Consider the following 20,401-nt stretch of genomic DNA (forward strand, 5'->3'; position numbering starts at 1 on the left):
AGTGTAACGCTTTTATTAATTTGCGACTCATTTCTCCTGACTATGAATTTATTCCCTATTGAAGCTGGAAATTTTAAACTCGATGGCGGCGCCATGTTTGGGGTCGTTCCAAAAACCCTTTGGAACAAAACCAATCCCGCCGATGCCAACAATATGATAGATATTGCCGCGCGCTGTCTTCTCATTGAAAACGGCAATCGACTTACTTTGATCGACACGGGAATGGGCAACAAGCAAAGCGAGAAATTTTTTGGATATTACTACCGATGGGGTGATTTCAATATAGACGATTCGCTCAAAAAACACGGTTTTCACCGCGATGATATTACCGATGTATTTATGACGCATCTCCACTTCGACCATTGTGGCGGCAGCGTGCAGTGGAACAAGGACCGTACAGGCTATGAACCGGCTTTTAAAAACGCGACCTTTTGGAGCAACAAAGACCATTGGCAATGGGCAACTGAGCCAAACCGAAGGGAACAAGCTTCCTTTTTAAAAGAAAATATTTTGCCGATGCAGGAAAGCGGGCAGTTGAAATTTGTATCGCAGCCCAAATCAGATTTTGCAGAGCCCGATGAAATGGACTTTGGAATTCTTTTTGTGGATGGACATACCGACAAACAAATGATTCCACACATCAACTATAAAGGAAAAACGCTGGTTTTTATGGCAGATTTGCTTCCTACGGCAGGCCATTTGCCGCTTCCCTTTGTGATGGGTTATGATACGCGACCTTTACTTACACTTCCCGAAAAGGAAAAATTTCTGAACAAAGCTGCCAAAAATAACTTCTATCTTTTTTTGGAGCACGATGCCCACAACCCGATAATAACGGTTAAAAATACCGATAAGGGCGTTCGATTAGACGAAACCTTATCACTTAACGAATTTTTTAATTAACACCTATTTCAAAAGAAAATGAACATTTTTAAGACTACACTATTCGCAGTTGCCATCTCAACTGTCTTGGCAGGCTGCGGAAGCGGAGCAGCCATCGTCGCCACTCCCATTCAGAATATTGATTCCAATCCTTTAAAAATTACGCCGCTAACCGAGGAACAGTTAAAACACTGGCCGGCAATGGACCTTGTAACCGATACCGTGCCCGGAATGAGCGTTGACAAAGCCTACAGCGAAATAATCAAAAAGCGAAAAGGCGAAACCGTAATTGTAGGAGTTATTGACAGCGGAGTCGACATAGACCACGAAGATCTAAAAAACGTAATCTGGACCAATCCGGGGGAAATTGCTGGAAATGGTATTGATGATGACAACAACGGATTTGTTGATGATATCCATGGTTGGAATTTCTTAGGAAATATTACAGGTGAAAACATGGAATATGTTCGTATTATAAGAAAACTAAAGCCGAAATATGAAGGCAAAAGCGAAGCTTCCATAAGTGCTGCCGATAGAGAAGAATTTGCGCTCTACCAAAAAGCACAAGCCGAATATGAAAAGGAGTTAAGGGAGATTACGATGAATAAAGCCCAGTACGAACAAATCCTTGCACAGTTGCAACCTACGCACGAAGCAATGGCAAAAAGACTGGGAAAGGAAGATTATACCAAAGAAGATCTTTCGGCCATACAGAATCCTTCCGCGCAGGAACAACAACAAATTGCGATGCTCTCCCAAATGCTGAATTTCGCCGATTCTGTGCCCGAAGTTTTAAAAGATCTTAAAAACGGGTTGGATTACTTTGACGACAGAATAGAGAACAATTTCAATATGACCAAAGATTTCCGCAGCGTTTTGGGCGATAACCCCGAAGATATTGCGGACAATGTGTATGGAGACAATAATGTAGCCGGGCCAGACCCAACACGTGAAAATGTAAAGCACGGTACGCACGTTGCGGGCATTATTGCAGCCCAGCGCAACAACGGAATTGGTATGGATGGCGTTGCAAACAATGTAAAAATTATGGCGGTTCGTGCAGTGCCGGATGGGGATGAGTACGACAAAGACATCGCTTTGGCCATTCGTTATGCAGTGGACAATGGCGCGAAAGTGCTAAATACCAGCTTTGGAAAATACTATTCCCCACAAGCAGATTGGGTTTATGATGCTATTAAATATGCAGCTTCCAAAGATGTTTTGATTGTAAATGCAGCCGGTAATGACGGCTTGGATTTGGATACCGTAAATGTGTACCCTAACGATCAAATAGACAACGGTACGGAAATGGCAAATTCCTTTTTGACTGTTGGCGCGCTTAACTACAAATACGGCAGTGAAATGGTTGCAAATTTTTCAAATTACGGAAAAACCAACGTCGATGTTTTTGCGCCCGGTGTAAAAATCTGGGCAACCACACCTTTAAATACCTACGAATTTTTACAGGGAACTTCAATGGCTGCACCTGAAGTAGCAGGTGTTGCAGCAATGATCCGTTCCTATTACCCAAGCCTCTCCGCAGCACAAGTAAAGCAAATTTTGATGGATAGCGGCCTTTCAATCAACACTCAGGTAGTTTTGGGCGGCGAACCTTCAAATACAGATTCCTTCGCAAATATTTCAAAATCGGGGAAAATGGTAAATATGTACAACGCCCTAATTATGGCAGATAAAATGGCTAACTTATGAAGCAGCTTCTAACCGGTTTCTTTTTTATAGCGGTATTCTTTTCGGCATTTGCACAGAACAATAATAGCTATTGGCAGCAGGAAGTAGATTATAAAATGACCGTCGATATGGACGTGAAGACCTTTCAATATAAAGGCACGCAGGAGTTGAAATATACGAACCACTCTCCCGATACCTTGACAAAGGTTTTCTATCATCTTTACTTCAATGCATTCCAGCCAGGGAGTGAAATGGACGTGCGCTCGCGTACCATCGCAGATCCGGATGGCCGCGTGATGGATCGTATTTCTAAATTATCACCTTCGGAAATTGGATACATTAAACCAACGCTTTTCACACAAAATGGTGTTGCTGCAGATTATACCATTAAAGGCACGGTGATGCAGGTATTGCTGAACAAACCTATTCTGCCGGGCGAAAGCACCGTTTTCAATATGAACTGGGATGCGCAAGTGCCGTTGCAGATCCGACGTTCGGGGCGTGACAGTTCTGAGGGCGTTGCCTTAACTATGACCCAATGGTACCCAAAAATAGCCGAATACGATTTTGAAGGCTGGCACGCCGACCCATACATAGCCCGCGAATTTTACAGCGTTTGGGGCGATTATGACGTGACCATAACCATAGACGCCGATTATACAATCGGCGGAACCGGTTATCTTCAAAATCCCGCCGAAGTAGGTCACGGTTATACTTTACCCGGCCAAAAGTGGATGAAACCAAAAAAAGGAAAATATACTTGGCATTTTTTAGCGCCTGACGTGCACGACTTTGCTTGGGCTGCAGATGATGAGTATATACACGATACCTATCCCGGGCCCAATGGTGTGACGCTTCATTTCTTCTACAAGAACGATCCTGAAATTGCCGAGAATTGGAAAAACCTGCAACCGAAAACGGCTGCATTGATGGAATTTTTCAACGAGCAGATTGGGGAATATCCCTATGAGCAATATTCCGTAATTCAAGGTGGTGACGGCGGAATGGAATATGCCATGAGCACAATGATTACAGGACAACGTGAGTTTGGAAGTTTAGTTGGCGTAACCGCCCACGAGCTTGCACATTCCTGGTTTCAGTTTGTTTTGGCTACCAACGAAAGCAAACACGAGTGGATGGACGAAGGCTTTACTTCTTACATTTCAGATGAAGCCATGAATTATGTAATGGAGGAAAACAAACCAAATCCGCACGCCGGTTCCTACAGAAGTTATTTCTATATGGCCACAAGCGGCGCGGAACAGCCTCTCAGTACCCACGCAGACAGATACGCTACCAATCGTTCCTACGGTATAAATGCCTATAGCAAGGGTTCGGTATTTTTAACGCAGTTGGGATACGTTATCGGACCAGAAAACCTTTCAAAAACACTGAAGCGGTATTATTCCGATTTCAAATTTAAGCACCCCACACCAAACGATTTTATCCGCACCGCGGAAAAGGTTTCGGGCTTTGAGTTGGATTGGTACCTAACAGATTGGACGCAAACCACAAACACCATCGATTACGGAATAAAAGCTGTGGAAAGCGAAGGTGAAAGCACGAAGATAACTCTGGAAAGAATTGGCTTGATGCCAATGCCCATAGATCTTTACGTGACCTATGAAGACGGTTCGCAGGAATTGTTTTACATTCCGTTGCGGATGATGTGGGGCGAAAAACCAAACCCATTTACTGAACTGAAGCGCACCGTTTTGGAAGATTGGCCGTGGGCATACCCGACCTATACTTTTGAAATAAAGAACGGAAAAAAAGTAAAAAATATGATGATAGATGCCACGCGAAGAATGGCAGATATTAATCCTGAAAATAATCTTTGGGAAGTAAAATAATTTAAACCAATAATCTTGTAGGCGCGCGATTAATCGCGCGCCTACATTTTTAAACCTGCTTCATTATTCCGGTCTCTATACCACATTTTCGGGTTGTTTTGAATATAATCCTGAATTTTTAAAAATGATGTTTGGTTTCGGATGATATGATCGTAAAATCTTGGCTGCCAACCAAATTTTGTATTTATTTTTCTACAGTCAAACGTTGTTTTTCCTTTAAACCAACGAACCGCAGTTGAAATATTCTGATGCAACATGGGGTTTTTATTTCCTGTAATTCCTCCTGTTTTTTCATCAATGGCGAAATCATTGGTTTTTAAATGTTTTAAACCATCTATTATCAAAATACCATGCAAATGATTCGGCATAATCACAAAATCGGCAATTTCAATATTTGAATATTGTGTTTCAATATTACGCCAATTTGATTCCACAATTAAGCCCACTTCATTTAAAACCATTATATCATTTTCAATATTTCCAAAAAAATGTTCTTTCTTCTTGGTACAAATTGTCAAAAAATATAATCCAATATTGGAATAATCCCAATTTTTTAATCTGAATGAACCATCTTTGTGTTTCACAATAAATGTTTTATTTAACTAAATGTAACCCATTTTCTTAAATTTATCACTACAATTGAGGATTGACGATGCGCAGAAATGTCGTGCGATTATACGGAAAGGTGCGCGATAAATCGCGCGCCTACAAATAATTATGGCCCAAAAATTTCCCAAAAATGAAAAATTAAAAAGCGCCAAGACAATTGAAAATTTGTTTTTGGAAGGGATAACACATTCCAAATTTCCCATAAAAATATTTTTTCTTCCGAAGGAAAACTTGGAAAACCATCTCGCTGCTTTCGCCGTTCCTAAACGGAATTTTAAATCGGCAGTGGAGCGAAACCGTATAAAGAGGCAGCTTCGCGAAGCCTATCGTCTTAACAAACACTGGCTTGACGAAATTCACGGCAAGAAATTTGTGATGCTATTTCTCTTTTTGGGAAAAGTCAAACCGCAGTACGCCGAACTTGACAAAGCAATGGTAAAGCTGCTTAAAAAATTACGGGATGAAAACAATTAGCACTTTACTTTTATTGTTTGTTTTAGGTTGCTCTGGCGGAGGGGCAAATAAAGATTTTGAAACTTTGGAAGCTCCATCGGCATCTTATGAAATGAGTCCGGAGATGGAGGATATTTCTCAAAATACCCAGATCCAGGAACAAAAAATCATCAAAACTGCCCATCTCGCTTTTGAAACCAAAGATGTGGAGGCGACGCACAAAAAAATCCTGCAACTGGCCACGCAGTACAAGGGATTGGTTCAGAATGACAACAGCGGCAAAAACTATAACCGCATTTATAAAAATATGACCGTTCGCATTCCCACGGAAAATTTTCAGCAATTTATCGACGGCATTTCAGAAGGTGTAGCCTATTTTGACCAAAAAGACATTTCAAGGCAGGACGTTTCCGAAGAATTTGTGGATTTGGAAGCGCGGTTAAAAGCAAAGCGCGTGCTTGAGGAACGCTATCTTGAGCTGCTTAAAAAAGCGAATAAAGTTGAGGAAATGTTGCAAATTGAGCGCGAACTTTCCAACATTCGTGAGGAAATTGAAGCCAAACAAGGACGATTGCAATATCTGCAGAGCCAGGTTTCAATGAGCACCGTAAACATTGAATTTTATAAAACCACTGCGGAAACTGGTATCACACAATCCTACGGCCAAAAAATGAAAAACGCGCTGCAAGGCGGTTGGAACGGCATTTCGGTATTTTTCTTGGGCATTTTATACCTTTGGCCTTTATTCCTCGTTGCAATAATAGTTGTTATCATTCTTCGTATATTTCTGAAGAAGAGAAAACCAAAAAATCCCAAAAACTAAAACTCCAAATTCCAAGTTTTGGAGATTCCTTTTAAATTAAATTTTCAGAAAATGAAAAAAAGAATAATAGTTCCCATCATCGCTGTCGGTATATTTTTTACTACCGTAAGTTTCAAAAGTGACTTTTTTGAAATTGCCAAACAGATTGAAATCTTCACCACACTTTTCAAGGAATTGAACATGAATTACGTGGACGAAGTAACGCCCGCAACGCTTATGGACAAAGCCATTAAAGGCATGTTGGAAGATTTGGACCCATACACCGTTTATTGGAACGAACAGCAAGTAGAGGACGCCAAAATCAACAATTCCGGCATTTACACGGGCATTGGCGCAACCGCGCAGAGCAGAAAGGATAAAATTATAATTGTGGAGCCCTACAAGGACTATCCTGCCGATAAAGCGGGTTTGAAGGCTGGGGACGAAATCGTAAAAATAGGCAACGTTAATATTGCCGATTTGGAAGACGACGCCGGCGAATTATTAAAAGGCGCACCCGGCTCAACCGTTGAGGTAACCTACAAAAGACAAGGAAAAACCGCCACTGCAACCATTACAAGAGGGGCGGTAGATTTAAAAGCGGTTCCCTTTTACAAATTGATAAATAACGACATTGGATATATTGTGCTTTCACAATTCAACCGAAAGACTACTATTGAGACCAAAGCTGCGCTGGTTGATTTGAAGTCGCAGGGCGCAAAAAAAATCATTCTGGATTTACGTGGAAACCCGGGCGGCTTGCTGAATGAAGCCATAAACGTGGTAAACCTATTTGTGGATAAAGGCGAAGTAATTACCACGACCAAATCGGCTATTGAAAAATACAACCAAACCTATAAAACCAAAAGCGACCCCGTAGATACTGAAATTCCACTTGTGGTTTTGGTAAACGGAAGAAGCGCTTCGGCCAGTGAAATTGTTTCCGGCGGATTGCAGGATTTGGACCGTGCGGTAATTGTGGGCGCCCGAAGTTTCGGAAAGGGACTCGTGCAGCGTCCAAAAAAATTGACTTACGGAACACAGCTGAAAGTTACCATTTCGCGCTATTATACGCCAAGCGGCCGCTGCATACAGGCCCTTGACTACTGGCACCGTGACGAAAACGGCGACCCTATCCGAAAAGATGCCAAGGAATATAACGCCTTTAAGACCAAAGGTGGCAGAACGGTTTACGACGGCGGCGGAATCTTGCCCGATGTGGAATTGAAATCTGCGGTATTTAGTCCGATAACCACGGCTTTGCTGAAGGACAACGCCATTTTCGATTTTGCAACAAAATATTACTACAGCCATCAAATGACCGATTGGAAAAACTTCAAATTTACCGAAGCCGATTTTCAGGATTTTCTGAAATTTTTAAAAGACAACAATTTTGAATACGAAACCGATACCGAAAAGAAGTTTGCCGAAGGTTTAAAAATCTCGGAAGATGACGATATGAGTAAGGATATTTCAGCAAGTTATAACCAACTTATGACCGCAATTGACAAAGCCAAGGACAAAGCTATTATTGATAAAAAAGTGGAAATAGAATCGTTGTTGACCGATGAAATTTTAAAACGTTATTTCTACCGTGAAGGTTTATATAATTATCAAATTGAGCATAATCCCGAGATTTTGGAGGCGGTCGCTGTTTTGAATGATGCTGGGCGGTATGGGAAGATTTTGAAGTAAAATTAGAGAAATGAATAAATTTATTCTTCTTATCGGACTTTGTGTTTGTTCAAATATTTTCTCACAAGAAATACCAAGTTATAAGGATATTACATCTGAATTAATTAATCCGGAAAACTCTTTAAATATTACACTAAATATATTTAAATCAGATTTTTATATAATCATAGAAAATGATATAAAGCTGTCAAGATATTATGATGTTGCACCTTGTATGGAATTTAAATCCAATTCTGAAACTAATAAAGCTATTCAGGATATTTTACTTAAAAATAAATTACTGGAAATTATTTATGTTCATAAGGAAGAGCAATTAGTGAGAATTGATTCAAAAGAAAAAATTATATATCCTTTATATTGGATTACGATAGAATACAAAACCGAGAAACATTCGAGATCGGTTATCTTACCTGTTTTTGAAAAAAACATTTCTGAACAAATCCTTAATGATTTTAGCAAGGTTTTTCCAAATCAAAATTGTTTTTCAATTTTACAGAATAAATTATAGAAAATGCACTCCTTCCTAACCTTCTTCGAAACCATGCCCGTTTGGATGAAAGCTGGTTGGGTGTTCTTTGTACTTACTATTTTCTGGATTCTTGAAGGGTATTACAAACTCGTTTTTACCAAATACAACAAATGGCGGCACGCAAAAACCAATTTAATCTTGCTGGCCTTTGTGATGCTGATAAACGTGGTTTTCGGGATTGCGACCGTTGGTATTTTTCTGTGGTTAAACGATTCCAACTTCGGGTTGCTACAACTTTTTGATGGGCCTGTTTGGTTGGAATTGCTGCTTTCCATCCTGGTTTTGGATTTGATTGCGCAATATTTTGTGCATTATCTGCTTCACAAAGTAAAGTGGATGTGGCGGTTGCATACCGTGCACCACAGTGATAAAAATGTGGACGTGACGACGGGAACGCGCCACCATCCTTTCGATTTTATTATTCGGGAAACTTTCGCCTTGATTGCCGTTGTAATTATGGGAATGCCAATTGCTTTCTATCTTTTTTATCGGATTTTAAGTGTGTTTTTTACCTATTTCACCCACGCCAATATTTCACTTCCAAAGCAACTGGACAAATCGCTGAGCTACATTATCGTAACCCCGAATATGCACAAATTCCACCATCATTATCAAATGCCGTGGACAGATAGCAACTTTGGAAATATGTTCTCAATTTGGGACCGCGTGTTTGGCACGTTTGTGTACGGAAAAACTTTGGATATTAAATACGGATTGGACATTGCCGACCATCGCGATGATGAAAATATTTTGCAACAATTGAAACTTCCATTTGACAAATCCATTCGCTATAAAAATTAATTTAACAGCTAAATTTTTTCGCTTAACATAACCTTAACTGACTGTTTATCAATGATATTGTATCTTAGCAGTTATGGTACAATCAGAAAGAGACGAAAACAAGGAGATTCTAAAGGAATCTGTGGCCTATTTAGAGAACCGGGGTTTTGAACACATCCAGGCCGATGTGGACGGTTATGAAACTCCAAAATCCTATCACAAAAAAGATAGCGATGTGGTAATTACTCCAGACATAGTAGCAGATCGCGCGGGAATTAAGCATTATTTTGAAATCAGTCTAAAATCTGAAAAACCGCGATTGCTAAAATCCAAATGGCAGTTTTTGGATACGTTGACTCGTATGCGGAACCAGCGTTTTAAAATCATTACCCGCCGAGGGCATTACAAGTTTACGGACGAAATGCTGAAAGACCTTAATCTGGAGAAAAATCTTATTAAACTGTAATCAGTTTATACTTGAAAATTTCCTCCTTTTTTACCCTAATCCTAAAGGGAAAAGAAGAGGAAATTTTTTTAAACTCTAAGCATGGCAATGTGCGGAATACCATCTTCCATATAACGATCGCCGATGGTTTTAAACCCGTGGCTTTCGTAAAAAATAACCAAATACACTTGAGCCGATATCTTTATCTTATCGGCTTTATAATTTGTTTTAATGGCTTCTATTGATGCTTTGGTAATCGCGTGGCCATAGCCCATTTTTCGGTAGTTTTCGCGTACCAAAACCCTTCCTATGGACGCTTCGTCAAAATAATCACCCGCTTGGAAACAGCGCGCATAAGCAACTAAATTACCGTCTTCCCAACCCATAATGTGCAAGGCGCGTTCGTCCTTTCCATCAATATCTTGATAAACACAATCTTGCTCCACCACAAAAACCTCGCTTCGCAATTGTAAAACGTCATACAATTCCTTTGTGCTCAATTCATCAAAATTCTTTACTTCAATTTTCATAGCATTTTAAATAAATCAATCCTGAACAATAATATCCTTTGGATCATCCTTTTGGTGTTCGGGCTGGATGGTTACGTGGTTTATTCCGAAATCGTGATACAGCATTTCCTCTACCTTGGTCAAAGCAGCATCAAATTGGGTTAGCGTTATGTCCTCGTGAAATTCCACATGCGCCTCCAAATGGGTTTCCTGTTCATTCAATTGCCAAATATGGATATGGTGCATATTCTTTATCTCAGGAATTTTGCACACCGCCTTGTTAATTACTTCCAAATTTAAGTCATCGGGGGTGAAAAGCATCAAAACCTTAAAAGAGCTTTTCAACAAATCGTAACCCATTATCAATAAATACAGCGCAATCAAAACGGTCAAAAGGCTATCCACCCAAAACCATTCAAAATATTTCATCAACAGACCACCAATCAAAACGGCAACGGAAGCTGCCATATCGGTTAACAAATGCAGATAGGCAGAGCGCATGTTCATATTGCTTTTTGAATCCTTAAAAAGCAACAAAACGCTGAAGCCATTGAAAACGATACCTAAAATTGCGAGCCAAATAACCAGACCGCTTTCTATAGCTTGGGGATTGAAAAAACGAAGGACAGCTTCGTAAATAAGATAGATTGCTACCACAATTAAAGTGGCGGAATTTACAAACGCAGCAATAATTTCCGCACGTTTGTAGCCGAAGGTTTTGGTTACCGAAGCATCTTTTTTGGAATACCTATCGGCAATGTAACTCACAACCAGTGAAAGCACATCGCTAAAATTGTGAAGGGCGTCCGAAAGCAACGACAAACTCCCGGAAATTACCCCACCGATTGCTTGTGCCACGGTAATTCCTATGTTCAAAAGAATGGAAAGCAACAGCTTCCTTCCCTTTAAATCGGGATGTGAATGCCCATGCGAATCGTTAGGGGAATGTGCGTGGTTATGCGCCATTTTAATAGGTTATGAACAGGCTATTTTTTCAACGCGATTTTTGTGACGGCCGCCTTCAAATTCGGTTTTAAGAAAAGTTTTTACCATTTCAACTGCTTGTGGTTTGCTTGTGAAACGTGCGGGAATGCTCAAAATATTGGCATCGTTGTGCTGACGGGCGAGCTCGGTAATTTCTTTGGTCCAACAAAGGGCGGAACGCACTTTTTGGTGTTTATTGGCGGTCATATTTGCACCGTTTCCGCTTCCGCAGATTATGATTCCTAAATCCACTTTTCCGTTTTCAACATCCGCAGCGACGGGATGTATAAAATCAGGGTAATCCACACTTGCTTCGCTATCGGTTCCGTGGTTGATAACGGTGTGTCCTTCTTTTTCCAAATAGGAAATGATTTCAAATTTATACTCTGTGCCTGCGTGGTCGTTGCCGATGGAGATTTTCATGATGCTAATTTTTTTTCAAAGATAAAACATCACGTATTTATTTAAGCAGAAATACATTTATAATTATACCAACAACTGTGTTCAATACCTATTGATTTTCAATTGATAACGATTTCTTAACGCTATCGACATCATTCGGTTAACAACATTGTTGATATTTGTTAATGGAATTACGACAAGTAAAATTGCAAGTGTGGGGATTATTTACAATAGGTTTAAAATATGCACAACACCAAAAATTTAATTCGTTTTTTGCGTGCAATTTATGAGCAGCATTTCTATCGTTTCAAACAGGATTTCCATAAAAACTTATAAGATTTTAGTTGTCAAAATACGTTATCCACCGTTGTTAACTACTTCTGCTATTTCGTTATTTCCAAGGCTTTTAAATCTTAAATATATGTTAACAACGTTTTATTAAATGGCAATAAATTCATTTCAAAACAAAACCTTAAAAAGTTATTGTATATATTAACACCCTATCATCATCACCATTTTTTATTTTAAAAATTTCAAAAAAAGAAATGATGTATAAATATATGTTGATAACAATAAAAATTACTGAAATGGATTTTAGAAAAGTACTATACTATTTTTAAATTGGAAGGATGGTCCAGGTTTTTGATGATTTCCTCCGCCTCGGCAATATCTTCTATATGAACCTGTAGCCGAATCCCGCCAATGGCATTGGAATAAAACGGAAAAACGCTGATCATGGTTTCATTTTGAAATATGTACCGAATCTCCGCCTGGTCAAACAAAAGTTGAAGCACCGCATATTCCGCGGGGTATGAAAAAATAGCTATGGTTTTAAAGTGCTTCATTGTGTTTGTTTCTATGTTTTGGAATGATATGAAGTTACATTAAACAATGTATTTTTTTAGAAATGAACTCACAGTTATTGAGTTACTGAGTTATTAATACGTAACCTTCAAATAACTAATAACTTAATAACCCAATAACTATTACCAAGGTACTAAATCTTTCCTAATGTAAACACGTCATTCTTTGAGAAGTAGTACTTTTACGCGAATTACAAAAACAACTATGCCAAAACACAAACGAAAAAAGAAAAACAATAAAATTGAAAATCTTTCCCAAACCATACTGAACATTCTTCGGAAAGATCATTCACAAGCATTCAATTACAAACAAATTGCCGCAAAACTGCAACTTGACGACCCCAGCAGCAGAAACCAAATAGTGAAAAAACTAAAGGATCTGCAGGGCAAGGGAAGCATACAGGAAATTGAGCGCGGCAAATACATACTTACCCCTTCGCAAAATTATTACACCGGAAAAGTGGATATAGCAGGCCGTGGCCAAGGTTATATTATCGTCGAGGATTTGGAGGACGATATTTATGTGAAAAGCAAAAACCTGAACAAAGCCTTAAACGGCGATATTGTTGAAGTGTATGTTTTTAAGCGTAAAAAAGGCGGAAAGACCGAAGGAGAAGTAACCAAAATTTTAGAGAGAAAACGAACCGAATTCGTTGGTACCATCCAAGTGCAGGAAAACTTTGCCTTTGTTGATGTTACCGATTATAAAATGTACACCGATATTTTTGTTCCGAAGAATAAAATAAACGGTGCAAAAAATGGTGAAAAAGTATTGGTTGCAATGGAGGAATGGCCCGAAAAGGCCGATTCTCCTTATGGAAAGGTAATCAAAGTACTCGGAATGCCGGGCGAGCACAATACCGAAATCCATTCTATTTTGGCGCAGTACGGTCTTCCGTATGAATTTCCAAAGGAAGTGGAGGATTTTGCCAATAAAATTGATACTTCCATAAAGGCTTCAGAAATAAAAAAGCGTCGCGATATGCGCGACGTGCTCACATTTACGATAGATCCAAAGGACGCAAAGGATTTTGACGATGCGCTTTCCTTTGAAAAATTGGAGAATGGAAATTTCGAGATAGGAATTCACATTGCAGATGTTTCGCATTACGTAACCCCTGGTAACGAACTGGATGACGAAGCATACGAACGCGCAACTTCGGTCTATTTGGTTGATAGGGTAGTGCCGATGCTTCCGGAAATTCTTTCAAATAACGCATGTTCGCTTCGGCCCAATGAGGAAAAATATACGTTCTCTGCGGTTTTTGAAATAACGCCCAAAGCGGAAGTAAAAAAGCAGTGGTTTGGAAGAACGGTAACATACAGTGACGCCCGTTTTGCGTATGAAGAAGCGCAGCACATAATTGAAAATCCGAAGGATGAAATACATACAATTCCCTCAAAAATTTCAATCACTGATAAGGAATATACAGTAAAAGCGGAAATTGCCGAGGCCATTCTGGAAATGGACCGTCTTGCAAAAATGTTGCGGACAAAACGTATGCGTGCCGGTGCCATTTCTTTTGATAAAGTGGAAGTGAAATTCATTCTCGATGAGAATAACAATCCCGAAGGAGTTTATTTCAAGGAAAGCAAGGATGCTAATAAACTTATTGAGGAATTTATGCTTTTGGCAAACAGAAGCGTTGCCGAATTCATAGGAAAACAGGAACCTAAAAAGACTTTTGTTTACAGAGTTCACGACGAACCGGACGATGAAAAAATTGCCGCTTTGGAAAATATAATCAAACGTTTCGGCTATAAACTGAACACCAAAGACCGCCATTCCACCGCCCAATCCATGAATAAACTTTTAAAGGATGTACAGGGCAAAAAAGAGCAGAATTTAATTGATACACTCGCCATCCGAAGTATGAGCAAGGCAATGTACACCACGCACAACATCGGCCATTACGGTCTTGCTTTTGATTATTACACACATTTCACTTCGCCGATCCGTCGTTACCCCGATGTAATGGTGCATCGATTGCTTCAACATTATTTGGACGGCGGAAAATCTGCCAAGGAAGAGGAATACGAAGAAAAATGCGGGCACAGCAGCGATATGGAAAATCTCGCCACCAATGCAGAGCGCGATAGCATCAAGTATATGCAGGTGAAGTATATGCAGGATCACCAAGACCAGGAATTTTTGGGAGTAATTTCAGGAGTTACCGAGTGGGGAATCTATGTTGAAATTATATCGAACAAATGCGAGGGGATGGTCCGTTTACAGGATTTGAACGATGACCGCTACGAATTTGACAGAGATGAATATGCCGTCATTGGCCAACGTACGAAAAATGTGTACCAACTTGGCGATGAAGTTTATGTGAAAGTGAAGAATGCAGATTTAGTGAAAAAGCATTTGGATTTTACGATGTTGGGCCACCGAAAGGATTATAAAAATTAAAATTTTACCATTGTGGGTAAAAGTAATTTGTATTTTTACCCTACTATGTTTGACGGTTTACTCTACGCAGCTTTCTACGGATTTTTGTTGGCCTTCGCCGTCGGTCCGGTTTTTTTCACATTGATTGAAACGGCGATTACCAAAGGAATTAAAGCAGCCATCTTTTTTGATCTGGGGGCAATTTTCGCCGATATTATTTTTATTATAATTGCCTTTTTCAGCACCAGTAGAATTCTTGAAAAGGTAAAGCACGATCCGGGCCTGCTGATTTTTGGAGGTGCCATTCTCATTGCTTACGGAATCATTTCGTACATCCGCACCAACAAATCAATTTTTAAAATTGTAAGGGAGCATTACGCGGTAAAAGTGAAAAAGAACCTCGGCGGATTATTCCTGAAAGGTTTCCTTTTAAATTTCGTAAACTTCGGCGTTTTGGCGGGTTGGATTGGCACATTGATTATGGCAAACGCGCTCACTACTTCAGATAATGGCGTGTTTCTTTTTATTTCCACGGTATTGGCCACTTTTTTCCTCACAGATCTGTTAAAAATGCTCTTGGCGAAGAAACTTAAAAACAAAATGACCCCACGATTTATTTTCAGGACCAAGAAGTGGGTAAGCATTTTAATATTGGCCTTTGGTGTTTTATTGCTGATCCAAGGTATTTTCCCGAAAGGCGTGGAAGCGGGGCTGGAGAAAATTCCCGGGCAAAAACATCCGGTAGAAAGGCCGATTCCGCCGGTTGAGGAACCTTTATAAAAGTACTGTAAAATTTGGAAGCCTTTGAATCACTATTTAATATGAAAGCTTCGGAAGAACCGTTTTGAATTTTTTTAAAATAAAAAACCCTCAACATAAAGTTGAAGGTTTTAAGAGGCATCGAGCGGATTCGAACCGCTGTAGCAGCTTTTGCAGAGCTGAGCCTAGCCACTCGGCCACGATGCCCTATTAGGCTTGCAAATGTAAAAAAATTAAACTTAAAAATCCTATTTAAAAAGCAAATTACCTTTTCCTTTTCATCGTCACGCTCACTTCTGCCACATCGCCCCCAATGGGTGGATTGCGTTTGGCTACGGTAACTTTCACTTCGTTCACCATTTCAACCTTTAATAAAATTGAATCTATAATACGCTTTGCCACGTGTTCCAAAAGCTTGGCTCGCACCGCCATTTCTTCCCTCACAATTTTTTGAAGCATTACATAATCCACGGTATCGGCCAGTTCGTCGGTTTCGGAAGCGTTCTTTAAATCTGCCTTTACAGAAAGATTTACCAAATAATCGGAGCCTATCTGTCCTTCTTCAATTAAACAGCCGTGATAGGCGTAAATCTTTATATTTTTTAAACGAATGGTTCCCATAAGAATAATTTTGGCAAAGATATAAGAGAATGTTGGGTTGGGCTCAGTGGAAACCTGTTTCTTTTTCAGTTAATTGGTTACCTTTGCACTTCATAAAAATTAAGTATATGAGTAACGAAGCCGCGCCGCTGAATTTTATAGAACACATTATTGAAGAAGACCTTACCAAGGGCTATACAAAGGAACAATTGTGTTTCCGTTTTCCGCCGGAACCGAACGGCTATCTTCACATTGGCCACGCCTCTTCAATCTGTTTGAATTTCGGTTTGGGCGAGCGTTACAACGCCCCGGTAAACCTTCGTTTTGATGATACCAACCCCGCGAAGGAAGAGCAGGAATTTGTGGACGCCATAAAGCGCGACATTTCCTGGCTGGGCTATGAATGGGCTACGGAATGCTATGCCTCTGATTATTTTCAGCAGTTGTACGATTGGGCGGTCCAAATGGTGAAGGATGGAAAAGCCTATGTAGATTCCCAAACTTCGGAAGCCATTGCGGAACAAAAGGGAACGCCGAACACGCCGGGAAAGCCAAGCCCGTTCAGAAACCGTTCCGTTGAAGAGAATCTCGATTTGTTCGAAAAAATGAAAAACGGCGAAACCAAGGAAGGCGAGCACGTGCTCCGTGCCAAAATAAATATGGAATCGCCGAACATGTTGATGCGCGACCCAGTGATGTACCGAACCATCAACAAACACCACCACCGCACTGGAACGGATTGGAAAATCTTCCCCATGTACGATTGGACCCACGGCGAAAGCGATTATATTGAGCAAGTATCTCATTCTTTCTGTACGCTTGAATTTCTGCCGCACAGAGAGCTTTACGATTGGTTTTTGGACCAAGTGGTCGATCCCAAGAAATTGCGCCCAAAACAGCGCGAATTTGCCCGTAGAAATTTAAGTCACACGGTTGTCAGCAAACGAAAACTTGCACAGCTGGTAAGCAGTGGTGTTGTTACGGGCTGGGACGATCCGCGAATGCCCACCATTTCCGGGCTGCGCCGAAGAGGTTATACGCCAGAATCGATTAAAAATTTTGCCGACAGCATTGGCGTGGGGAAGCGTGAGAACCTGATTGACGTGTCACATCTTGAATTCAACGTTCGTGAGGATCTGAACAAGATTGCACCGCGAATCATGGTGGTTTTGGATCCCGTGAAGTTGATAATAGACAATTATCCCGAAGGAAAAACAGAATGGCTTGAAGCCGAAAACAATCCAGAGGATGAAACTGCCGGAAGTCGCCAAGTACCCTTTGCAAAAGAACTTTTAATTGAAAGGGATGATTTTCTTGAGGAAGCAAACCGTAAGTTTTTTAGATTGACTCTTGGAAAAGAGGTGCGTTTAAAGAATGCCTATATCATTAAGGGCGAAAGTGTAGTAAAAGATTCCGAAGGAAACATTATCCAAATACACTGCACCTACGATCCCGAAAGTAAGAGTGGCAGCGGTTCCGAAGCCTCCTTACGAAAAGTAAAGGGAACACTCCACTGGGTTTCTGCCGAACACGCCTTGCCAGTTGAAGTGCGTTTGTACGATCGCCTTTTCACCGAAGCCTCGCCCGATACCCACAAAGAGAAAGATTTTATGGAATTCATAAATCCAGACTCTTTGCAGGTTATTACCGGGTATGCAGAGCCAAGTGTGAAAGACTCCAACCCCGAAGATAAATTCCAGTTTCAACGTTTGGGATATTTTGTGGTTGATAGGGATTCGACTGAGGAAAAAATTGTCTTTAACCGAACGGTTCCCTTGCGTGATTCTTGGGCCAAATTGGCTGAATAATTAACATTCCCATTAAAAATTATTTTCGTTTTTAAGAGAAATTGGCTAAAATTTTCACTTTTTAAGACAATTTTATAGAATGAAAAATAACTATTAACCGGTTGTTAACAGCAATGCGGGAAGTCTCTATGTACCTTTGGAATTATTAACCAATAAAACATAGAATAATGGCATCAAATACAGGTCAAACACTACTTGCATTATTAACTGGAGCAGCGATAGGAGCTGGCATCGGAATTCTTTATGCACCGGACAAAGGTTCAAAAACAAGGGACAAGCTTAACAAGGAAGCTAGAAAAGCACAAAAACAATTAAACAAACAAATTCAAGAAACAAGTAGCACGCTGAGCGAAAAAGCGCAGCGGGCTAGATATAGTTTTGAGCAGAAACTAAACGAAACCTTATCTTCAGCTAGCTATAAGGCAGACGATATTCTTCTGGCAATGGAAGATAAATTGGAGGCCCTAAGAAAGCAAAATGCAAAATTACAGATAGATTCAACAGTTGATAAAGCGAAAGCAACAGCCAAAAAAGTAACTTCATAATATGGCGTTCAGTAGCCTTAAAGAAAGTCTTCATCGCGTAACCGAAAGAATAGAGGATTATAGTGTAAGTACGGCGGAGTATTACAAACTCCGCCTATTTAAGGCCTCCATGAAAGGAGCAATTTCTCTGGTAAATCTTTTGGTATATGGAAGCCTTTCCCTATTTGTAATGTTATTTCTCTCCGTGGGGGCCGCCTTTTGGCTCAGTACATTTTTCGAAAACGTCTATGTTGGCTTTTTGCTAATTGGTGCATTTTATGGCATCATTTTAATATTTATGTTCATCTTCGGAAGAAAAATAATTGAGCGCGGGATGTTGTACAAATTTTCAGGTTTGCTTTACGATGAAAATGATCTTGACCCGAAAGTTGCGGCAGAGAAGGAATTGAATGAATATCAAGAAACACTTTTTGATGATAAAGTTCAAGATGAAAAACTTACAAATTAATGTTTATGAAGCGATATACTACTTTTGAAGAAATAGATAGAGATTTAAAATACCTTCGTCTTAAGTCGCAAATTGATCTTGAAGAGGTAAAATTAGGGTTAAACCAGAGTAAGGAAACCTTGAATGAAACCTTTTCTCCCATCAATATCATAGCCAGCACTGTCGGTTCTATTCTTAAAAAGGCTTTTGTTCTTAAGGTTGTGGATAAATTGATAGGAATAAAGCCCGTTAAGAAAAAAGACTATGAAGATGATTGATAATCTAATCTATTTAGGGTAAACGAATAAACTAAAAAACGCGCCAATCAATTTTGATTGGCGCGTTTTTTATTATGGTAACACTTTAATTAAATTAATAATTCAAATCCTCACCTTCCTCGGGTCGTGGAGGGGCCTGGCGTTTGGGTCTCTTCTTAGGTATAATCCCTTTTTCCTCGTTCTGTTTTTTCATCTGTTCCCCAATTTGGTTACTGGCCACAAATGAAGCGATCATATTATTGAGCATATCGCTACCGGCCTGGGGTGAATTGGGCAGTAGAATAAGGTTGGTATTGGTTTCTTCGCCTATGGACTGTAAGGTATCATAATGTTGGGTAACCACTATCAAAGCAGAAGCTTCCTGACTATTTATACCCACATTGTTCAAAACATCTACACTTTCTTCCAGGCCACGCGCAATTTCCCTACGCTGGTCTGCTATACCTTGACCTTGCAACCGCTTGCTTTCGGCTTCCGCACGAGCCTTTGCCACAATTTTAATACGCTCTGCCTCGGCTTCATATTCTGCTGCCACCTTCTCTCTTTCGGCCGCATTTATGCGGTTCATGGCAGCCTTCACTTGAATATCGGGATCAATATCGGTTACGAGGGTTTTGATTATATCATACCCATATTCACTCATCGCCTCATTCAATTCTGCTTTTACCGCAATCGCAATATCGTCTTTTCTTTCAAAAACATCATCTAACTTCATCTTTGGCACTTCTGCGCGCACTACATCAAATACATAGGAAGTTATCTGATCGTGCGGGTTTTCAAGTTTATAAAAGGCGTCATAAACCTTTAGCTTCAATACTTGGAATTGTACCGAAATTTTCAACCTAACAAAAACATCGTCCTTGGTTTTTGTTTCTACAATTACATCCAATTGCTGGATTTTCAGGTTGATGCGTCCCGCAATCCGGTCTATCAAAGGAATTTTTAACTGCAATCCAGAATTTCTGATACTGTGGAACTTTCCAAAACGTTCTACTACTGCCGCTGTTTGTTGCTTAACGGTAAAAAAACTTGCCAATAGTATAAACAACCCTACAATCAGCACTGGCACTAAAATAAATCCGCCCATAATTTTTTGA

At 40.0% G+C, this 20,401-nt stretch carries 22 protein-coding genes and 1 tRNA gene; 15 read left to right on the forward strand and 8 right to left on the reverse strand.

The window, feature by feature from the left end; genetic code table 11:
- Positions 1 to 42 precede the first annotated feature (42 nt).
- Genes MB09_RS07945 through MB09_RS07955 form a run of 3 tightly spaced genes read left to right on the forward strand, consistent with a single transcriptional unit; the run spans position 43 to position 4,424 of the window.
- Positions 43 to 903, forward strand: a complete 861-nt coding sequence (locus MB09_RS07945) for an MBL fold metallo-hydrolase (protein WP_045080366.1) — start codon at positions 43 to 45, stop codon at positions 901 to 903.
- A gap of 18 nt (positions 904 to 921) precedes the next feature.
- A complete protein-coding gene (locus MB09_RS07950; RefSeq protein ID WP_045080367.1) occupies positions 922 to 2,592 on the forward strand; it encodes a S8 family peptidase in 1,671 nt (556 codons plus the stop codon).
- Positions 2,589 to 4,424 carry a M1 family metallopeptidase gene (locus tag MB09_RS07955; protein ID WP_045080368.1) on the forward strand — a complete coding sequence of 612 codons (1,836 nt, stop codon included), beginning with the start codon at positions 2,589 to 2,591 and terminating at the stop codon, positions 4,422 to 4,424. The genes MB09_RS07950 and MB09_RS07955 overlap by 4 nt, the downstream gene beginning before the upstream one ends.
- A 41-nt stretch (positions 4,425 to 4,465) precedes the next feature.
- Here the strand turns inward: MB09_RS07955 and MB09_RS07960 are convergent, their stop codons facing one another.
- Positions 4,466 to 5,008, reverse strand: coding sequence for a transposase (locus MB09_RS07960; protein ID WP_052671321.1), 543 nt, complete (start codon positions 5,006 to 5,008; stop codon positions 4,466 to 4,468).
- Positions 5,009 to 5,141: 133 nt separating this feature from the next.
- Between MB09_RS07960 and rnpA the strand changes: the two genes are divergently transcribed.
- The 6 genes from rnpA (at position 5,142) to MB09_RS07990 (ending at position 9,758) form a co-directional block, all read left to right on the forward strand.
- Positions 5,142 to 5,507 (forward strand): ribonuclease P protein component, encoded by a 366-nt coding sequence (gene rnpA / locus MB09_RS07965; protein WP_045080370.1) that lies wholly within the window; start codon positions 5,142 to 5,144, stop codon positions 5,505 to 5,507.
- Positions 5,494 to 6,309, forward strand: a complete 816-nt coding sequence (locus tag MB09_RS07970) for a DUF4349 domain-containing protein (protein WP_045080371.1) — start codon at positions 5,494 to 5,496, stop codon at positions 6,307 to 6,309. Before rnpA ends, MB09_RS07970 begins: the two co-directional genes overlap by 14 nt.
- 51 nt (positions 6,310 to 6,360) lie before the next feature.
- Complete coding sequence (locus MB09_RS07975; RefSeq protein ID WP_045080372.1) at positions 6,361 to 7,983, forward strand: S41 family peptidase; 1,623 nt, start codon at positions 6,361 to 6,363, stop codon at positions 7,981 to 7,983.
- 10 nt (positions 7,984 to 7,993) lie between these two features.
- Positions 7,994 to 8,491 (forward strand): hypothetical protein, encoded by a 498-nt coding sequence (locus MB09_RS07980; RefSeq protein WP_045080373.1) that lies wholly within the window; start codon positions 7,994 to 7,996, stop codon positions 8,489 to 8,491.
- A 3-nt stretch (positions 8,492 to 8,494) separates the two neighbouring features.
- Positions 8,495 to 9,313, forward strand: coding sequence for a sterol desaturase family protein (locus MB09_RS07985; protein WP_045080374.1), 819 nt, complete (start codon positions 8,495 to 8,497; stop codon positions 9,311 to 9,313).
- Positions 9,314 to 9,386: 73 nt separating this feature from the next.
- Complete coding sequence (locus MB09_RS07990) at positions 9,387 to 9,758, forward strand: hypothetical protein (protein ID WP_045080375.1); 372 nt, start codon at positions 9,387 to 9,389, stop codon at positions 9,756 to 9,758.
- Between the two features lie 68 nt (positions 9,759 to 9,826).
- Here MB09_RS07990 and MB09_RS07995 read toward each other — a convergent pair whose 3' ends face one another.
- The 4 genes from MB09_RS07995 to MB09_RS08010 form a co-directional block, all read right to left on the reverse strand.
- Positions 9,827 to 10,267, reverse strand: a complete 441-nt coding sequence (locus MB09_RS07995) for a GNAT family N-acetyltransferase (RefSeq protein ID WP_045080376.1) — start codon at positions 10,265 to 10,267, stop codon at positions 9,827 to 9,829.
- A 15-nt stretch (positions 10,268 to 10,282) separates the two neighbouring features.
- Positions 10,283 to 11,212: a cation diffusion facilitator family transporter gene (locus MB09_RS08000; RefSeq protein ID WP_045080377.1), complete on the reverse strand. Its 930-nt coding sequence runs from the start codon at positions 11,210 to 11,212 to the stop codon at positions 10,283 to 10,285.
- A 9-nt stretch (positions 11,213 to 11,221) separates the two neighbouring features.
- On the reverse strand, positions 11,222 to 11,653 hold the full coding sequence (rpiB, locus tag MB09_RS08005) for a ribose 5-phosphate isomerase B (protein ID WP_045080378.1): 432 nt from the start codon (positions 11,651 to 11,653) through the stop codon (positions 11,222 to 11,224).
- Between the two features lie 584 nt (positions 11,654 to 12,237).
- The gene (locus MB09_RS08010; protein WP_045080379.1) at positions 12,238 to 12,477 is read right to left on the reverse strand and encodes a hypothetical protein; all 240 of its coding nucleotides are present in this window, start codon (positions 12,475 to 12,477) and stop codon (positions 12,238 to 12,240) included.
- 223 nt (positions 12,478 to 12,700) lie between these two features.
- On the opposite strand from MB09_RS08010, the gene rnr reads away from it, so the two are divergent.
- Together rnr and MB09_RS08020 are read left to right on the forward strand one after the other, a co-directional pair.
- Entirely contained in the window at positions 12,701 to 14,908 is a 2,208-nt protein-coding gene (rnr, locus tag MB09_RS08015; protein WP_045080380.1) for a ribonuclease R, read from the forward strand.
- Between the two features lie 12 nt (positions 14,909 to 14,920).
- Entirely contained in the window at positions 14,921 to 15,667 is a 747-nt protein-coding gene (locus tag MB09_RS08020; RefSeq protein ID WP_317619476.1) for a LysE family translocator, read from the forward strand.
- A gap of 115 nt (positions 15,668 to 15,782) precedes the next feature.
- Here MB09_RS08020 and MB09_RS08025 read toward each other — a convergent pair.
- Positions 15,783 to 15,853, reverse strand: a tRNA-Cys gene (locus MB09_RS08025).
- Positions 15,854 to 15,910: 57 nt separating this feature from the next.
- Positions 15,911 to 16,267, reverse strand: coding sequence for a dihydroneopterin aldolase (gene folB, locus MB09_RS08030; protein ID WP_045080382.1), 357 nt, complete (start codon positions 16,265 to 16,267; stop codon positions 15,911 to 15,913).
- Positions 16,268 to 16,374: 107 nt separating this feature from the next.
- On the opposite strand from folB, the gene MB09_RS08035 reads away from it, so the two are divergent.
- The 4 genes from MB09_RS08035 (at position 16,375) to MB09_RS08050 (ending at position 19,304) form a co-directional block, all read left to right on the forward strand.
- Positions 16,375 to 18,054 carry a glutamine--tRNA ligase/YqeY domain fusion protein gene (locus MB09_RS08035; RefSeq protein WP_045080383.1) on the forward strand — a complete coding sequence of 560 codons (1,680 nt, stop codon included), beginning with the start codon at positions 16,375 to 16,377 and terminating at the stop codon, positions 18,052 to 18,054.
- Positions 18,055 to 18,221: 167 nt separating this feature from the next.
- Positions 18,222 to 18,599 (forward strand): YtxH domain-containing protein, encoded by a 378-nt coding sequence (locus tag MB09_RS08040; protein ID WP_045080384.1) that lies wholly within the window; start codon positions 18,222 to 18,224, stop codon positions 18,597 to 18,599.
- Between the two features lies 1 nt (position 18,600).
- The gene (locus tag MB09_RS08045) at positions 18,601 to 19,047 is read left to right on the forward strand and encodes a phage holin family protein (RefSeq protein ID WP_045080385.1); all 447 of its coding nucleotides are present in this window, start codon (positions 18,601 to 18,603) and stop codon (positions 19,045 to 19,047) included.
- A gap of 5 nt (positions 19,048 to 19,052) precedes the next feature.
- Complete coding sequence (locus MB09_RS08050) at positions 19,053 to 19,304, forward strand: DUF6327 family protein (RefSeq protein WP_045080550.1); 252 nt, start codon at positions 19,053 to 19,055, stop codon at positions 19,302 to 19,304.
- Positions 19,305 to 19,398: 94 nt separating this feature from the next.
- Here MB09_RS08050 and MB09_RS08055 read toward each other — a convergent pair whose 3' ends face one another.
- A complete protein-coding gene (locus MB09_RS08055; protein WP_045080386.1) occupies positions 19,399 to 20,391 on the reverse strand; it encodes an SPFH domain-containing protein in 993 nt (330 codons plus the stop codon).
- Between the last annotated feature and the right edge of the window lie 10 nt (positions 20,392 to 20,401).

Source organism: Aequorivita vladivostokensis, from assembly GCF_000952855.1.
GTDB classification, from domain to species: domain Bacteria; phylum Bacteroidota; class Bacteroidia; order Flavobacteriales; family Flavobacteriaceae; genus Aequorivita; species Aequorivita vladivostokensis.

Coding starts and splice junctions, on each gene's coding strand:
- MB09_RS07980 (WP_045080373.1), top strand. CDS start 7,994: ATGAATAAATTTATTCTTCTTATCGGACTTTGTGTTTGTTCAAATATT.
- MB09_RS07955 (WP_045080368.1), top strand. CDS start 2,589: ATGAAGCAGCTTCTAACCGGTTTCTTTTTTATAGCGGTATTCTTTTCG.
- rnr (WP_045080380.1), top strand. CDS start 12,701: ATGCCAAAACACAAACGAAAAAAGAAAAACAATAAAATTGAAAATCTT.
- MB09_RS08010 (WP_045080379.1), bottom strand. CDS start 12,477: ATGAAGCACTTTAAAACCATAGCTATTTTTTCATACCCCGCGGAATAT.
- MB09_RS07990 (WP_045080375.1), top strand. CDS start 9,387: ATGGTACAATCAGAAAGAGACGAAAACAAGGAGATTCTAAAGGAATCT.
- rnpA (WP_045080370.1), top strand. CDS start 5,142: ATGGCCCAAAAATTTCCCAAAAATGAAAAATTAAAAAGCGCCAAGACA.
- MB09_RS08050 (WP_045080550.1), top strand. CDS start 19,053: ATGAAGCGATATACTACTTTTGAAGAAATAGATAGAGATTTAAAATAC.
- MB09_RS07975 (WP_045080372.1), top strand. CDS start 6,361: ATGAAAAAAAGAATAATAGTTCCCATCATCGCTGTCGGTATATTTTTT.
- MB09_RS07970 (WP_045080371.1), top strand. CDS start 5,494: ATGAAAACAATTAGCACTTTACTTTTATTGTTTGTTTTAGGTTGCTCT.
- MB09_RS08000 (WP_045080377.1), bottom strand. CDS start 11,212: ATGGCGCATAACCACGCACATTCCCCTAACGATTCGCATGGGCATTCA.
- MB09_RS07995 (WP_045080376.1), bottom strand. CDS start 10,267: ATGAAAATTGAAGTAAAGAATTTTGATGAATTGAGCACAAAGGAATTG.
- MB09_RS07985 (WP_045080374.1), top strand. CDS start 8,495: ATGCACTCCTTCCTAACCTTCTTCGAAACCATGCCCGTTTGGATGAAA.
- MB09_RS08040 (WP_045080384.1), top strand. CDS start 18,222: ATGGCATCAAATACAGGTCAAACACTACTTGCATTATTAACTGGAGCA.
- MB09_RS08045 (WP_045080385.1), top strand. CDS start 18,601: ATGGCGTTCAGTAGCCTTAAAGAAAGTCTTCATCGCGTAACCGAAAGA.
- MB09_RS08035 (WP_045080383.1), top strand. CDS start 16,375: ATGAGTAACGAAGCCGCGCCGCTGAATTTTATAGAACACATTATTGAA.
- MB09_RS08055 (WP_045080386.1), bottom strand. CDS start 20,391: ATGGGCGGATTTATTTTAGTGCCAGTGCTGATTGTAGGGTTGTTTATA.
- rpiB (WP_045080378.1), bottom strand. CDS start 11,653: ATGAAAATCTCCATCGGCAACGACCACGCAGGCACAGAGTATAAATTT.
- MB09_RS07945 (WP_045080366.1), top strand. CDS start 43: ATGAATTTATTCCCTATTGAAGCTGGAAATTTTAAACTCGATGGCGGC.
- MB09_RS07950 (WP_045080367.1), top strand. CDS start 922: ATGAACATTTTTAAGACTACACTATTCGCAGTTGCCATCTCAACTGTC.
- folB (WP_045080382.1), bottom strand. CDS start 16,267: ATGGGAACCATTCGTTTAAAAAATATAAAGATTTACGCCTATCACGGC.